Genomic DNA, 14283 nt, shown 5'->3' with positions numbered 1-14283 from the left:
GAAGGATCGATCCTGCGCCTGGCGAGGATCGATCTGACTAGAAACGCGCCGTAGCCTGTACCACGACGCCGATGATTCGACATTCATCGGTAAACAGGGCCTTGGGCCAGGTCGGATTGAGCGGCACCAGATAACGCTGGCCGCCCTCTTCGTCGAGCTTGCGAAAAATCGCTTCATCGCTGCCCGCCCACTGGGCAATCACCAGCTTACCAGGCACGGCCTCGACCTCTGGATCCACCAGAATCAGCATGCCTTCGGCAATACTCTGACCGCTGGGAGCGGTCATCGAATTCCCTGCCACCGTCAGCCAGAACGCCGCACCACGGGCATGATAATCCGTGAGTGCGAACCGCTGCCTGGCTGACGTCGGGGCATAGGCGGATCCGTTCTCGCGCACCTCGCAGGGTGTCTGCCAGTCGCTGACCGGGTAACGAAAGTACGGGTTGTACTTCTGCGCCAGCGGCATCTCGTCATCCGGCATCACCTGCGGCTCACGAATCACCAGCACCACTTCAAGGAAATCCATGCCGAGCGCTTGCAGCACGCGGTTCATCTGCGTGATACCGGGTTCGCGACGTTTGTTCAGCCAATGACCGATGCCCCCCTGGGACATGCCGACGCGCTCTCCGAGCTCTGTTTGAGTGATTTTGAGCTCACTCATCTTGGCCTTGACCAACTCAATCCATTTATCCATGTGCGGCACCTTACTCGGACACCTCCGGCCAACAAAACACATATTGTAGTATTAAAAATGTGGTCACAACTACGTTTCGTACTATTCTGAAGGCACGGATTTTCAATCGAACAAGGAGCGGCCTTTCATCATGAATATCAGCAGCAAAGACTTGCCCGATCTGCAGATGGACACCACGTTCACTTCACCACAAGGCAACGCCGCGGCGCAGCGAGCCTTGGATTATTACTTGAAACCAGCTGTGTCAGAACCCGAGGTCGATGAGCGTTTTTTCGATGTCAAACAGCATCTCAGTGGCGAAGAAGCCTTGGTGCACGCCTCCGATCTGTTGCGCTGCGCGGCCGCCACTGCTTTCAAGGCTGCGGAAAACCTGCAAGGCGCGAATCGCGACCTGGCGTTTTCAGTGGTTCATATGGTGGATATGGCGCGGGCGATGGTTGACCACTCGCTCGATGGCGATGAAGTCTGAGGAACGGGGGACGATCGTGCGGGAAAGAGTTTTCCAATCGCACAGATAAAAACATTTGACTTGCAAATGATAATGATTATTATTGCAAGCAACTGGTCGCGAGATCAGTCGATGGACCAGAGACCTTAGGTCGGTCTTCTGGACTATCTCCTCATCAGGCTAATCACGGTTTTTGACCCGGCTTTTTGCCGGGTCTTTTTTTACCCGTTTTTCGGGCTTATGGCTTCAGGCTAATGAAGTCTTTAAGTGCTGCAAATTCAATGACGCCGATAGTATCAAAAGAATATCGCTTGGCAAGCGAAGCCCAGCCACATTGGGGAAAACTAATAGCAATTAGCGCTTGAGAATCAATCGCATAGTCTCTAAGCTGCATGAGCGTCATGGAGGACGCCCCCGCCACGACCCCGCATTTCCCCTCGGTTTCATCTCTGTCTTGCGTGTAAAGTAGCCACCATAAAAATCATATTCAGGAACCGATTATGACCGTGGCCAAATCTTCGTTCGACATCAGTGCCAACTTCGATAGCGGCAATATTCAAGTCATCGACATCAGCAATCCGCTCAATCCGGTTCTGGCCATCCGCCCGGACACCCGAAGCGCCCACTTTCAGTGGTTCCACTTCAAGGCCAGCGGTCTTCACGTCGGTCAGGAACACTGGTTTCGCCTCAACAACGCCAGTCAATCTTCGTACAACAAAGCCTGGGATGGTTATCAGGCCGTAGCCTCCTACGATCACGTCAACTGGTTCCGCGTACCCACCATTTTCGAAGGCGACTGCCTGCGTTTCTGCCTGGAAGCCACCCAGACTCACGCCTGGTTCGCCTATTTCGAACCCTATAGCCGCGGCCGTCACGACTGGCTGATCGAACAAGCGCTGACCAAGGCCGGCGCCGAGTTGCTGGCGACAGGTAAAAGTGTCGAGGGCCGCGATATTCAGTTACTGCGCAAAGGCAGCGGCGCGCAAGGTCAGCGCAAAATCTGGATCATCGCCCAGCAACACCCGGGCGAGCACATGGCTGAGTGGTTCATGGAAGGGGTGATCGAACGCCTGGAAAGACACGACGATCCGGTGCTGAATAAACTGCTCGCCAGTGCCGATCTGTACCTGGTGCCCAACATGAACCCGGACGGCACCTTCCATGGGCATCTGCGCACCAACGCCATGGGGCAAGACTTGAACCGTGCCTGGCAAAGCGCCAGCCAGGAAATCAGCCCTGAAGTCCTTTTCGTGCAGCAGCAGATGGAAAAATACGGCGTCGATCTGTTTCTCGACGTACACGGCGATGAGGAAATCCCTCATGTCTTCACCGCTGGCTGCGAAGGTAATCCGGGGTATACGCCGCGGCTGGAGAAACTCGAAGAACATTTTCGCAGCCATCTGAAACACACCACCAAAGACTTCCAGACCAAATACGGCTACACCCGTGACGAACCGGGCCAAGCCAACATGACCCTGGCGTGCAACAGCGTTGGCCAGAAGTACGATTGCCTGTCACTGACCCTGGAAATGCCGTTCAAGGATCACGACGACGCGCCGAACGCGCAAACCGGCTGGTCGGGCAAACGCTCCAGTCAATTAGGCAAAGACGTGCTGACGACCATTGCCGACATGGTCGACACACTGCGCTGATCCCTTCCCTTGCCTGGTCAAAGGAACGGAGGCTGTCCCGGAAAATGGCGCATCGTCACAATGCGCCATTGCGGTCAGCTAACCGCGATTGCGACCGCGCAACATGCTGTCCAGCACGTCGTCACGGCGCACCCAGCCATGGAACAGCGCCGCCGCCAAGTGCACCAGCACCGTCAGAAACAGCAGATAAGCCAGATAACCATGAGCGCTGCGCAGCAACGCAAACAACTGCGCATCGGCCGGGACAATCGACGGCAACTGCAGCGATGCACTGAGCATCACCGGCTCGCCCGAGGCGCTGATCATCGCCCAACCGAGCAGCGGCAGCACCAGCATCAACGCATAAAGCAACAGATGCGAGGCCTTCGCAGCCATCACCTGCCAGCCCGGCAGATCCACCGGCAGCGGCGGCTGGCGTGTGGAGAAACGTACCAGCAGACGCACGATCACCAGCAGCAGAATCGCAATGCCCAAGGGCTTGTGCAGGTGGATCAGCCATTCATGCCGTTCGGAGACCGAGGTGACCATGCCGGCGCCAATAAACAGCATCGCGATGATCATCAGCGCCATCAGCCAATGCAGCAGTCGCGCCAACAGCGCGAAATGAGTCGGTTGAGCGCTCATGGACGAGTCTCCTGTTTGGCGGCGGGCAACTGGCTGACTTCGCGGGTGCGACGCCGATAGGAATTGGCGTAACCGGCGGAACGGGCCGCGAGCAACGGGTCGTCGGAGCCTTGAATCCCGGCTGGCAACACCAACGGGTCGTAATTGATGTCGCGGCACTCACCGCTCAGTTGCGGCTGAGTCTTTTCCAGCACCAGGGTGCCGGCGTTCACAACCTTGCGCCCTTCGGGCCAGGCCTTGCTGGCGTCGTTCACCGGGTCACCGGCGTTAGCCAACGTGATATTCAACTGAAAACGCAGCGGCGCAGCGGCAAGCCTTTGCACCAGATCCTTTTCCAGAAAGTCAGCGCCCTCAGGTGCGCTGTCACCCGCCGCGTCTTTAGCCAATGGCGTCATGCTCCAGCGCACGGCTTGCCGCTTCCCGCTGGCGTCCACCAGATAGAACGCATTGACACTGTTATAGGTTTCGGTGGCGTAACTGGCCGATGGCTTGGCGGTCTTCACCCAGGTCAGAAACGGCACAGTTTCCGGGTGCGCGGCGAAGAACGCCGGCACCTTGCCTGGGTCAGGTTTGCCTGTGGCCGGATCCGGCGACTGCGCCTGCAGCAACTGATAGAACGCCTCAGGCGTGCCCACCGGGAACACCGGCATGCTGTTCATCCCGGTGCGCCACTGCTGACCATTGGCCTGGGTGAAGCGCAGCGCCAGACTGCGAATCGGCACGCTGCTGTCCGGGGCATAGGGATTACCCGCCGGCAACGCAAAACGCCCCACCACCGGGGTGCGCGGTTCGTTGAACACTTGCGCAGCCGAGAACACCCGTGCCTCGCCACTGCTCTCGAAATGCCCGATCACACACACACCTTTGGCATGATTGCGGCGGAATCCGGGATGCACGCCGTTGTTTTTCTCCAGCACATCGACCAGCGCCTTGGGCGTCAGACGTTGTGGGTCAAAGGTGCCGTGAACATAGGCAAACGCCCCGGCCACTGCAGCGACTACCGCGGCAATGCCGCCCAGACGCAGTACCACGTTCGCGGCACTCAGTGGCGGGCGCTGCGGCCCGCCTGAGGGTGAAGTGCGATCAACCATGAATAACTCCGGGACCATCGGCCACAAGTAGGAAGAGTCAGCAAGACGCACCCCGTCGGGATTTATTCCACAGTCCGGTATTTATTTTTCCGAACGTGGAATAACCTTCGACGGTGGACGTCTCCCTAGTCCACAGCGTAGTGACCAGCAGAATTTCATGAGCGAATTCGACGAGCAATTGAGAGAAATCATTCCCGGATTGCGGCGTTTTGCCGTGTCGTTGACGCGCAATAGCAGCAGCGCCGACGATCTGGTGCAGGCAAGCCTGGAGCGGGCCTTGTCGAGTTGGGGCGGCAAACGCGTCGACGGTGATCTGCGCGCCTGGCTGTTTGCGATCCTCTACCGACAATTTCTCGATGCTCATCGCCGTTCCCGACGCTATGCGCGGATGCTCGAATTTTTCACCGGGCGCGACGATGCCGAACCTTCGGCGGAGCGCACCGTCATCGCCCGGTCGACACTGCAAGCCTTTGATAGATTGCCCACCGAACAGCGCGCGCTACTGCTGATGGTCTCAGTTGAAGGCCTTTCCTATAAGGAGGTCGCCGAGATCCTTGGCGCCCCGATCGGCACCGTGATGTCGCGCCTTTCCCGCGCCCGCCAAGCCTTGCGCCAACTCAGCGACGGCGAAATCAGCAGCCCTTCTTTGCGGATACTCAAATGATCAGCCTGCCTCCCAGCGAGCATGACCTGCACGCCTACGTCGACCACCAACTCAGCGACGCCGACCGCCGGGTGCTTGACACCTGGCTGGCGAATCACCCAGACCAAGCCGCGCAGGTTCGCGCCTGGCAACGTGACGCCCAGCAATTACGTGCAGCACTGGGGGGCGCGTTGCAGCGGCCGGCCAATCCGGCGCTTGACCCGGCAACGATTCGCCAGCGCCGCATACGTCAGTCACGTCGACACCTGGCCAGCGCCGCCGTGTTGCTGATCGCCGTCAGTGTGGGTGGTTTCAGTGGTTGGCAAGCGCGGGAAATGACCCTCGTGCGCACCTCGGTATTACCGATGACCGACGCCTTGCAGGCCTATCGCTTGATTGCCCAGCAGGGAATGCTCCCGGCCGATTACAAGGTCGACAGTAACGGCGACATGCAGCGCTGGCTCGACCGTTATTTCACGCAGGCGAGTCGCTTGCCGGATCTCAAGGCTGCCGGGTTCGAACCGGTCAGCGGACGGTTGCTCAGCACCGACGAAGGCCCGGCGGCGATGGTGATGTATGAGGATGGGGGTGGGCACAAAGTCAGCTTTTATGTGCGACCGCCGGGACCGAAAAATACCTTTCTGCCGCGTGGCAGCCGCAGCGACGGGGATCTGCAGGCCGAATACTGGTCCGGGCACGGGTATAACTATGCGATGGTCAGCCCGGTTGATACGCCGGTCGCCCCACTGCTCAAGCAGTCCCTGCCATTGTGAAACGCGACATAACCCTGTGGGTGCGGACACGCCCCATACAGCGGGCCCAGGCACATTTGTGTTCAATGAACGCCTACTCTCGACCGGCTGCAGTAGAAGGCGTGCTCTGCGTGTGGTTACACTACGCCGCCGCGCTCCGGGGAGCCGGTTTGACGAACACGGAGTCACCACAAAGTGCCCGCCCGACCGCCAAAACGAACGCGATTGATCCAGCGCTGGCCAGCGTTACGCCGCTGGTTCGGCAAACGCCTGCCTGCCAGTGCTGGCCATGACGACAGCGCCCAGTCGATCCGCGACTACTTCCGGCACAAGGCCCACAGCCAGGGTTACACCCTCAGCCACAGCCAGCAGCGCGTGATCGATTGTCTGGCGCAGCAGGCCAGTCTGCTGTTCGGCGCAAAAGCGCCTACCCCGCCGAGTCTGTATCTGTACGGCGCCGTTGGACGCGGCAAGAGCTGGCTGCTGGATGGCTTTTTCCAGGCGCTGCCGATCAAGCAAAAACGACGCCTGCATTTCCATGAGTTCTTTGCGCAATTGCATCAAGGCATGTTCCGTCATCGTGAACAGGACGATGCCCTCGCCCTCACGCTCGATGATCTGCTGCAAGACTGCCGGGTGCTGTGTTTCGACGAGTTTCATGTGCATGACATCGGTGACGCGATGCTGATCAACCGGTTGTTCAAGGCGTTGTTCCAGCGCGCGATCGTGCTCCTGGTGACCTCGAACTATCCGCCTGAGGGCTTGCTGCCCAACCCGCTCTATCACGCTCGCTTCAAACCCGTCATCGAACTGATCAACTCACGCATGCAGGTCATGGAAGTCGGCGGGCCGCACGATTACCGAAGCCAGGCGCGCAACCAGGCGCATCAATTGTTCACGCAAGGTCACTACGTATGGCCGGCCACGCCTGCTCAGCGCCACGTCCTGAACCTGCCACCACACGATGCTCCAGCGCTTGCCCTAGCGGTCGGCACGCGGCAAATTCAGGCACGGTTGTGTGAAGGTCGGCGGGTCGGTTTTACCTTCAAGGACCTGTGCGAACAGCCGACGGCGGTGATGGATTATCTGGAGCTTTGCCGGCGTTTCGACCACTGGGTCATTGATGATTTACCGGCACTGGCTGAATGCTCGATCGCCGCGCAACAGCGTTTCATCAATCTGATCGACGTGCTCTACGATCAGGACAAATGCTTGACCCTGCTCGGTCAACTGCCGCTGTTTGAGCGTCTGGGCGGCAATGCCATTGACCTGGCCCGCACGCGGAGCCGGTTGGGGCAGTTACAGGAAGTGCGCCTCCTTACCTGACAGACAAAGATCGCGCCCCACAGAGGATCGCAGTGCAGAGGAAGAATTCGACAGTGTTGAATCTGCCGTTATCATGTCGCCCATTCCTTGCGACTCCTCTATGGCGAAGACCTTTATGCATACCCTTGCTCAATTGCGCGCCGGCGAATTGTCAGGCATCACGCGGCTGGATCTGTCCTGCGGGCTGACCGAGTTCCCGCGGCAGATCTTTGATCTGGCCGATACCCTCGAGGTGCTCAACCTCAGCGGCAACGCCTTGAGCAGTCTGCCGGATGATTTGCATCGGCTGACTCGAATGCGCGTACTGTTCTGCTCCGACAATCAGTTCACCGAGTTGCCCGCCTGCCTCGGCCAATGCGCCGCGTTGACGATGATCGGTTTTAAAGCCAACCGCATCGTCGATGTGCCGGGTGCCGCCCTGCCAACGCGGCTGCGCTGGCTGATCCTGACCGACAACTGCATCGAAACCCTGCCGAGCGAACTGGGCGAACGTCCTGACCTGCAAAAACTCATGCTGGCGGGCAATCGCCTGCAATCGCTACCCGCTTCTCTGGGTAACTGCCATCGGCTGGAGCTGATCCGCATCGCCGCCAACCGCCTGAGCCAATTGCCACCCTTTCTGCTGGCGTTGCCGAGCCTGACGTGGCTGGCCTATGCCGGTAATCCACTGGAAACCGAAGCCGACGCCGCCGCCCTTCAAGCCACACCGCAAATTGACTGGTCAACGCTGCGCCTGGAGCAGCAACTGGGCGAAGGCGCTTCGGGGGTGATTTGCCGGGCGACTTGGCAGCACGCCGAGGGCTCGCTGAAACCGGTCGCCGTGAAGTTGTACAAAGGTGAAATGACCAGCGATGGCTCGCCGCTGCATGAAATGAACGCCTGCATCACGGCCGGGCTGCACCCGAATCTGATCCGGGTTGAAGGTCGTATCGATGACCATCCCGAAGGCCAGCAAGGGCTGGTGATGCAATTGATTGATCCGAGCTTTCGCAATCTGGCGGCATTGCCGAGCCTGGCGTCCTGCTCACGGGACGTTTACGCCGAAGATTGCCGCTTCACGGCCGACGTTGCGCTAAGAATTGCCAAGGGCATCGCGTCGGCGGCCGAACATCTGCATCAACAGGGCATCACCCACGGCGACCTCTACGGGCACAACATTCTGTTGAACGACGAGGGCGATTGTCTGCTGGGAGATTTCGGCGCGGCGTCCTTCCATGCCACCACGGACAACGTCGAGACACGATCACTGCAACGCATCGAAGTGCGAGCGTTCGGGGTTTTGCTCGGGGAGTTGCTGGCGCGGATCGACTCGGGGTTGAGTGATGAGCGGCGTGGGGTGCTGGAGGATTTGCAGCGGCGCTGCTGTCAGGCCGATGTGCTGGGGCGGCCGGGGTTCAGTGAAGTGAGTGCGGTACTGGACAAGCAGTGACCGCAACGCGGTCAATCGCGGGCTTGCCCGCCATTGACGGCGTTACCGGTAAAACCAATCAGCCCGCCAGACCGACAAACATATCCTGTACGTCGTCATGGTTGTCGAGGCCTTCCAGGAACGCTTCAACCTCAGCCATTTGCTCATCGCTCAAACCGCTGACGGGGTTCTTCGGCTGGTAGCCAAGCTTGGCCGACAGCACGGTAAAGCCTTGCTCCGGCAGGGCTTTCTGCACGGAGTCGAGGTCGGTCGGATCGGTCAGGAACAGGGTTGCGCCGTCTTCACCCGGTTCAAAATCCTGGGCACCGGCTTCGATGGCGGCCATTTCCGGATCGGCGTCCGGGGTGTCCGGCGAGGCTTCGATCATGCCCACATGGTTGAAATCCCAGGCAACGGAGCCGGAAGCACCCAGTTGACCCTTGCGGAACGCCACACGGATTTCCGCGACGGTGCGGTTGATGTTGTCGGTCACGCACTCGACGATCAGCGGTACCTGGTGCGGCGCGAAGCCTTCGTAGGTCACGCGATGGTATTGCACGGTTTCGCCTAGCAGGCCCGCGCCTTTCTTGATTGCGCGATCCAGGGTTTCTTTCGGCATCGAGGCTTTCTTGGCCTGTTCGACCACCAGACGCAGGTGTGCGTTGGTGGCGGTATCGGCACCGTTGCGGGCAGCGATGGTGATTTCTTTCACCAGTTTGCCGAAGATTTTGCCCTTGGCGTTGGCTGCCGCTTCTTTGTGTTTAACCTTCCACTGTGCGCCCATTACTCACTCTCTTGATCTGTGGCGCCGAGACATCTATTGGCCGACGCGTGGCGCCAAGTTTATACGGCCTAAACTCGGCAATCGACCAAAAAAATCCAATGTGGAATCGACTTATTCACCAGACCTTGTAGGGCGATTCTGAAAAACCCCTTTGACATAACCATTCAACGCTGTGGTTTCGTACCCTCTGAGGCCCGTATTGCCTGACAGAGCCTGTTCGAATGCTCAATGACAAGGAAAGTCCGTTCACCCTCACCCTGACCGACAGCGGCTTATGCCTGCCAGTGTTGCGCTTTCAAGGCGAGGAAGCGCTCAACCAGCCCTACCGTTTCGACATTGACCTGATCGGTCTGGCACCCGCCGTGCCCCCGGGTACGCTGCTGCAGCAACCGGCATTTCTGCGCCTGAACGACCATCACGGGATCCACGGCATGATCCACAGTGCCACTTGCGAACACCGTGGCACGCATCGGATTGGCTATCGACTTGTCTTGGTGCCACACCTGCAAAGACTGTCGCGAACGATTAAACGGCGTGTGTTTATACAACTGAGCGTGCCGCAGATTCTTCAGCAATTACTCGTTGAAAATGCCCTGCCGAGCAATAGTTACCGAATTGAAATGACCGTGGGCCAGTACCCGACGCGGCCGTTCTGCATCCAGTTCGAGGAAAGCGATCTGGCGCTGCTGCACAGGCTTTGCGAAGAGGAAGGCATTCACTATCACTTCGAACACCGGGTGGACGGTCACGTTGTCGTGTTCGCCGATGACAGCCTGAGCCTACCGCAAGCCCCCGTTCTGGTGCCGTTCAATGTCGACGAACAAACAGCCTCACCCTGCGTCAGTGCGCTGTACCAGCATCATCACGCCGCGCCCATTGCGACGCTCCACGCCTTGCGCAATCGTGGGCAACAGGCTGTCAGCGAGGCTGCCGCCAATCAGACTTCGCCTATCGCACCGCAGCCCACGTTGTCGCTTGAACAACGTCATGCCGAGCAACGCAGTCGCCGCCATCTGGAGCGACAACGTTGCCAGCATCGCTCGATCAATGGCCGCAGCGACTGCGTCGGTTTGCTCAGTGGGCACTTGTTGCAAGTGACCGAGCACCCGATCAGCACCTTCAACGACCAATGGCGGATCACTGCCATACGCCATCACGGGCAACATCCATCGATTCTTGACCCCACCCCGACCCAGCACCGTTATTACAACGACTTCACCGCCCAGCCCTGGTCAACCGACTATCGCCCGCCCCTCAAAGAACCGCGTCCCAGCGTCGCAGGCTTTCATCTGGCGCAGATACTTGGCGCGTCGGGGCAACCCGCGCAACTTGATGAGCAGGGGCGCGTCGCCGTTATTCTCTGGCCTGCGCAACACCCGAACACCACTGAAACCGACGCGCTGTGGCTGCCCATCGCCATGACCCGGGCCAACAGACGACTGGCAGCGAATGAACTCCCGTCTGCAGGCAGTGAAGTCTGGGTGAGCTTCCTCGACAGCGATCCGGACCGACCGATCCTGTGCCTCGACAGCAGACGCAGTCCACCGCCACGCGAGACAGTGCCGATGCCTGACAGCAGCAGCCTTCTACTGGATTGGCTGCTCAACAGCACCGCGCCATGACAGTCCTCCCTGCTGGCGTTGTCGCAGCCTGCGACAGTTCCTGCTGGGGGCCTGAAGCGAAACTGTCAGGCCGGCGCCAATGCAAAAAACGCCTGAATCAAACGCAACTCCCGTCGCCGCTCCATGCAGCCGATCATGTGCCGGTTTCCCAGCCCTTCGCCGGCAATCGGAATCGCCACCACCCGAGGGTCGTGGCTGACCTCCACCGAAGACACCACGCCAACCCCCAGTTCTGCGGCAACCGCTTCGGTCACCGCTTCGCGGCTGTCCAGTTCCAGCAAGACCCGTGGCTGAATCGATGCCTGCGCGCAAGCCTGATCAAACGTGCGCCGGGTAATCGAACTCGGCTCACGCAAGACCATGATTACCTGATCCAGTTCTTTGAGCTTCACCTCCCCGGCCCGCGTCCCCCAAGGATGGCCCACTGGCACCAAAGCGCAGATCCGCGACTCGCTCAACGCTTGCAGATGCAAGCCTTTGCGCGGTTCGACTTCGGTCAACACGGCGACATCTGCGTGTTCCGATAACAGCGCTGCCAGCGCTTCCTGCGCATTGCCCAAGCGTAAATTCACCGTAATCCCCGGATACCGCGCCCGCAGACTCGCCAACATCGGCATGACCATGTGCGGCCCATCCGCCGCCACCTCCAGGCGCCCGGTCAGCAGTTGCCGATTGGCCTCCAGCATCGCCTGCGCTTCTTCGGCGAGACCAAACATCGCCCGGGTGATCGCCGCCAGTTTGGTGCCCTCCTCGGTCAATTCCACCCGTCGCGCCGTACGTCGCAGGAGGGTGATCTGGTAATGCTCCTCCAACGCCTTGATGTGCCCGGTGACCGCTGGCTGGCTGATGAACAAACGCAAGGCGGCGCGGGTGAAGCTGCCCTCCCGGGCTACGGCGTCGAAGGCGCGTAGCTGAAACAGATTCATGAATAACCCTCGCTGATGGCTGGCATAACAACAAACAATTTGATTGATGCAACGGCGAATTGCAACGTATGCCCCCTAGCTTCACCCCACAGCGCTATCCAAGGACATACGAATGAGTATCGCCGAACCCATCCTGCTGACTCCCGGCCCGTTGACCACTTCGGCCCGCACCCGCCAGGCGATGATGATCGACTGGGGGTCATGGGATGACCGTTTCAATCAACTGACCGCCAGCCTTTGCAAACAACTGCTGGCGATCCTCAACGGCGCAGCCACCCATCACTGCGTGCCGTTGCAAGGCAGCGGGACATTCGCCGTCGAAGCGGCCATCGGTACGCTGGTACCGCGTGATGGCAAAGTGCTGGCACTGATCAACGGTGCCTATGGCCAGCGTCTGGCGAAGATCTGCGAGGTGCTCGGCCGCTCGTTCAGTACCTTCGAAACCGCTGAAGACAAACCGACCACGGCCGCCGACGTTGACCGCCTGCTGCGTGCCGACAGCGCCATCACCCACGTCGCGCTGATCCACTGCGAGACCAGCACCGGGATCCTCAATCCGCTGCCAGAGATTGCCGAGGTTATCGCCCAACACGGAAAACGCCTGATCATCGACGCCATGAGCTCTTTCGGCGCGCTGGCGGTGGATGCACAACAAGTGCCGTTCGACGCGCTGATCGCCGCGTCCGGCAAATGCCTGGAAGGCGTACCGGGGATGGGTTTTGTCTTCGCTCGCAAAGAGTCGCTGGCCGCTTGCGCCGGTCAGTCGCATTCGCTGGCGATGGACCTGTACGACCAGCACACCTATATGCAGAAGACCGGCCAGTGGCGCTTCACCCCGCCCACCCATGTGGTCGCGGCGCTGCACGAAGCCCTGCTGCAATACAACGAAGAAGGTGGCTTGCCGGCACGGCATGCGCGCTACGCGGCCAACTGCCAGGCGCTGATGGAAGAGATGGGCGAGCTGGGTTTACGCAGTTTTCTGCCGGCAGCGATTCAGGCACCGATCATCGCCACGTTCCATGCGCCGACCAATCCGCGTTATCAGTTCAAGGACTTCTACGAGCGCGTCAAGGCCAAGGGCTACATCCTCTACCCCGGCAAACTGACCCAGGTTGAAACCTTCCGCGTCGGCTGCATCGGCCACGTCAGCCCGGACGACATGCGCCAGGCCGTCGCAGCAGTCGGTGAAGTGTTGCGCGAGATGGAAGTCCTCGACATCTGATTCACCCCCAAATCCCTGTGGGAGGGGTCTTGCTCCCCTCCCACAAAGAACCGCATTGCCAACTCAGGAATTGACTGCCATGAACTATGTAAATCCAGACAAGCTGCAAGCCGCCATCCTCGACTGGGCCGGCACCGTGGTCGACTTCGGTTCTTTTGCGCCGACCCAGATCTTCGTCGAAGCCTTCGCCGAGTTCGACGTTCAGGTCTCCATCGAAGAAGCCCGTGGCCCGATGGGCATGGGCAAGTGGGATCACATCCGCGCTCTGTGCGATCAGCCGCAGGTCGCCGAGCGCTATCGCCAAGTGTTCGGTCGCACGCCGACCGACGACGATGTCACCGCGATCTATAACCGTTTCATGCCGCTGCAGATCGAGAAGATCGCCGAACACTCGGCACTGATCCCGGGCGCTCTGGATACCATTGCCAATCTGCGCGAACAAGGGATCAAGATCGGCTCCTGCTCCGGTTACCCGAAGCAGGTGATGGACAAAGTCGTCGAACTGGCCGCCACCAACGGCTACGTCGCCGACCACGTCGTCGCCACCGACGAAGTGCCGAATGGCCGCCCATGGCCGGCCCAGGCACTGGCCAACGTGATCGCGCTGGGCATCGACGACGTCGGCGCTTGTGTGAAGATCGATGACACTGTGCCGGGCATTCTCGAAGGTCGGCGTGCCGGGATGTGGACGGTGGCGCTGATCTGCTCCGGTAATGCACTGGGCCTGGACTACGAGGGGTTCCGCGCACTGGGCAGCGATGAACTGGCCAGCGAGCGAAAGCGCATCCACGCACTGTTCGAAGGTTCGCGCCCGCACTACATGATCGACACCATTACAGACCTGCCCGAGGTGATTGCCGACATCAACAAGCGTCTGGCCCAGGGTGAAATGCCGCAGTCGAGCTGATCCATCGCCTGCTGTAAACGAAAACGCCAGTGTCTGTCGCGACACTGGCGTGTTTTTTTGGACACTTCCTGACCCAGCGCATTGAAACGCCGATCAGCAACAGGCAAATCCGCCAAAGCGGATTACAGTTAAGACATGCCGTCATACAAGAACGGTGCGTTTGCCCCCTGATCTGTGAGGAAAC

The 14283-nt window shown here is 59.7% G+C and carries 15 protein-coding genes; 9 read left to right on the top strand and 6 right to left on the bottom strand.

What is annotated here, in order from left to right:
• Positions 1-37: 37 nt before the first annotated feature.
• The gene (locus AACY50_RS24580; RefSeq protein ID WP_339539277.1) at positions 38-694 is read right to left on the bottom strand and encodes a LexA family protein; all 657 of its coding nucleotides are present in this window, start codon (positions 692-694) and stop codon (positions 38-40) included.
• Between the two features lie 130 nt (positions 695-824).
• On the opposite strand from AACY50_RS24580, the gene AACY50_RS24575 reads away from it, so the two are divergent.
• A complete protein-coding gene (locus AACY50_RS24575) occupies positions 825-1163 on the top strand; it encodes a DUF6124 family protein (RefSeq protein ID WP_339431984.1) in 339 nt (112 codons plus the stop codon).
• A 217-nt stretch (positions 1164-1380) separates the two neighbouring features.
• Here the strand turns inward: AACY50_RS24575 and AACY50_RS24570 are convergent, their stop codons facing one another.
• The gene (locus AACY50_RS24570) at positions 1381-1545 is read right to left on the bottom strand and encodes a hypothetical protein (RefSeq protein ID WP_339431983.1); all 165 of its coding nucleotides are present in this window, start codon (positions 1543-1545) and stop codon (positions 1381-1383) included.
• Between the two features lie 97 nt (positions 1546-1642).
• Between AACY50_RS24570 and AACY50_RS24565 the strand changes: the two genes are divergently transcribed.
• On the top strand, positions 1643-2794 hold the full coding sequence (locus AACY50_RS24565; RefSeq protein ID WP_339539276.1) for a M14 family metallopeptidase: 1152 nt from the start codon (positions 1643-1645) through the stop codon (positions 2792-2794).
• 78 nt (positions 2795-2872) lie between these two features.
• Here AACY50_RS24565 and AACY50_RS24560 read toward each other — a convergent pair whose 3' ends face one another.
• Together AACY50_RS24560 and AACY50_RS24555 are read right to left on the bottom strand one after the other, a co-directional pair.
• Positions 2873-3418 (bottom strand): cytochrome b, encoded by a 546-nt coding sequence (locus AACY50_RS24560; protein WP_339466316.1) that lies wholly within the window; start codon positions 3416-3418, stop codon positions 2873-2875.
• Positions 3415-4509, bottom strand: a complete 1095-nt coding sequence (locus AACY50_RS24555) for a catalase family peroxidase (RefSeq protein WP_339493746.1) — start codon at positions 4507-4509, stop codon at positions 3415-3417. The genes AACY50_RS24560 and AACY50_RS24555 overlap by 4 nt, the downstream gene beginning before the upstream one ends.
• A gap of 157 nt (positions 4510-4666) precedes the next feature.
• On the opposite strand from AACY50_RS24555, the gene AACY50_RS24550 reads away from it, so the two are divergent.
• From AACY50_RS24550 to AACY50_RS24535, 4 genes are all read left to right on the top strand, one after another.
• Positions 4667-5173 (top strand): sigma-70 family RNA polymerase sigma factor, encoded by a 507-nt coding sequence (locus AACY50_RS24550; protein ID WP_339431979.1) that lies wholly within the window; start codon positions 4667-4669, stop codon positions 5171-5173.
• The gene (locus AACY50_RS24545; RefSeq protein WP_339431978.1) at positions 5170-5925 is read left to right on the top strand and encodes an anti-sigma factor family protein; all 756 of its coding nucleotides are present in this window, start codon (positions 5170-5172) and stop codon (positions 5923-5925) included. Before AACY50_RS24550 ends, AACY50_RS24545 begins: the two co-directional genes overlap by 4 nt.
• A gap of 174 nt (positions 5926-6099) precedes the next feature.
• Positions 6100-7230, top strand: coding sequence for a cell division protein ZapE (gene zapE, locus AACY50_RS24540; protein ID WP_339539275.1), 1131 nt, complete (start codon positions 6100-6102; stop codon positions 7228-7230).
• A 115-nt stretch (positions 7231-7345) separates the two neighbouring features.
• Positions 7346-8659, top strand: a complete 1314-nt coding sequence (locus AACY50_RS24535) for a protein kinase (protein ID WP_339466317.1) — start codon at positions 7346-7348, stop codon at positions 8657-8659.
• A 58-nt stretch (positions 8660-8717) separates the two neighbouring features.
• On the opposite strand, the gene AACY50_RS24530 is transcribed toward AACY50_RS24535, so the two are convergent.
• Complete coding sequence (locus tag AACY50_RS24530) at positions 8718-9422, bottom strand: YebC/PmpR family DNA-binding transcriptional regulator (protein ID WP_123529345.1); 705 nt, start codon at positions 9420-9422, stop codon at positions 8718-8720.
• A gap of 221 nt (positions 9423-9643) precedes the next feature.
• On the opposite strand from AACY50_RS24530, the gene AACY50_RS24525 reads away from it, so the two are divergent.
• Complete coding sequence (locus AACY50_RS24525) at positions 9644-11044, top strand: type VI secretion system Vgr family protein (protein ID WP_339431975.1); 1401 nt, start codon at positions 9644-9646, stop codon at positions 11042-11044.
• Between the two features lie 65 nt (positions 11045-11109).
• On the opposite strand, the gene AACY50_RS24520 is transcribed toward AACY50_RS24525, so the two are convergent.
• Positions 11110-11970, bottom strand: coding sequence for a LysR substrate-binding domain-containing protein (locus tag AACY50_RS24520; protein ID WP_339431974.1), 861 nt, complete (start codon positions 11968-11970; stop codon positions 11110-11112).
• Between the two features lie 112 nt (positions 11971-12082).
• On the opposite strand from AACY50_RS24520, the gene AACY50_RS24515 reads away from it, so the two are divergent.
• Positions 12083-13192 carry a 2-aminoethylphosphonate--pyruvate transaminase gene (locus tag AACY50_RS24515; protein WP_339431973.1) on the top strand — a complete coding sequence of 370 codons (1110 nt, stop codon included), beginning with the start codon at positions 12083-12085 and terminating at the stop codon, positions 13190-13192.
• Between the two features lie 79 nt (positions 13193-13271).
• The gene (gene phnX / locus AACY50_RS24510; RefSeq protein WP_339431972.1) at positions 13272-14099 is read left to right on the top strand and encodes a phosphonoacetaldehyde hydrolase; all 828 of its coding nucleotides are present in this window, start codon (positions 13272-13274) and stop codon (positions 14097-14099) included.
• Positions 14100-14283: the final 184 nt, after the last annotated feature.

Source organism: Pseudomonas sp. RA_15y_Pfl2_54, from assembly GCF_963971015.1.
GTDB classification, from domain to species: domain Bacteria; phylum Pseudomonadota; class Gammaproteobacteria; order Pseudomonadales; family Pseudomonadaceae; genus Aquipseudomonas; species Aquipseudomonas baetica_A.
The sequence above is the reverse complement of the archived record's forward strand: the minus strand, read 5'-3'. Positions and strand labels throughout refer to the sequence as shown.

Bases quoted from the DNA above. Each gene is read 5' to 3' on its own strand.
- AACY50_RS24520 (WP_339431974.1), bottom strand. From the start codon at position 11,970: ATGAATCTGTTTCAGCTACGCGCCTTCGACGCCGTAGCCCGGGAGGGC.
- AACY50_RS24580 (WP_339539277.1), bottom strand. From the start codon at position 694: ATGGATAAATGGATTGAGTTGGTCAAGGCCAAGATGAGTGAGCTCAAA.
- AACY50_RS24535 (WP_339466317.1), top strand. From the start codon at position 7,346: ATGCATACCCTTGCTCAATTGCGCGCCGGCGAATTGTCAGGCATCACG.
- AACY50_RS24570 (WP_339431983.1), bottom strand. From the start codon at position 1,545: ATGACGCTCATGCAGCTTAGAGACTATGCGATTGATTCTCAAGCGCTA.
- AACY50_RS24560 (WP_339466316.1), bottom strand. From the start codon at position 3,418: ATGAGCGCTCAACCGACTCATTTCGCGCTGTTGGCGCGACTGCTGCAT.
- AACY50_RS24515 (WP_339431973.1), top strand. From the start codon at position 12,083: ATGAGTATCGCCGAACCCATCCTGCTGACTCCCGGCCCGTTGACCACT.
- AACY50_RS24575 (WP_339431984.1), top strand. From the start codon at position 825: ATGAATATCAGCAGCAAAGACTTGCCCGATCTGCAGATGGACACCACG.
- AACY50_RS24545 (WP_339431978.1), top strand. From the start codon at position 5,170: ATGATCAGCCTGCCTCCCAGCGAGCATGACCTGCACGCCTACGTCGAC.
- phnX (WP_339431972.1), top strand. From the start codon at position 13,272: ATGAACTATGTAAATCCAGACAAGCTGCAAGCCGCCATCCTCGACTGG.
- AACY50_RS24555 (WP_339493746.1), bottom strand. From the start codon at position 4,509: ATGGTTGATCGCACTTCACCCTCAGGCGGGCCGCAGCGCCCGCCACTG.
- AACY50_RS24530 (WP_123529345.1), bottom strand. From the start codon at position 9,422: ATGGGCGCACAGTGGAAGGTTAAACACAAAGAAGCGGCAGCCAACGCC.
- AACY50_RS24525 (WP_339431975.1), top strand. From the start codon at position 9,644: ATGCTCAATGACAAGGAAAGTCCGTTCACCCTCACCCTGACCGACAGC.
- AACY50_RS24550 (WP_339431979.1), top strand. From the start codon at position 4,667: ATGAGCGAATTCGACGAGCAATTGAGAGAAATCATTCCCGGATTGCGG.
- AACY50_RS24565 (WP_339539276.1), top strand. From the start codon at position 1,643: ATGACCGTGGCCAAATCTTCGTTCGACATCAGTGCCAACTTCGATAGC.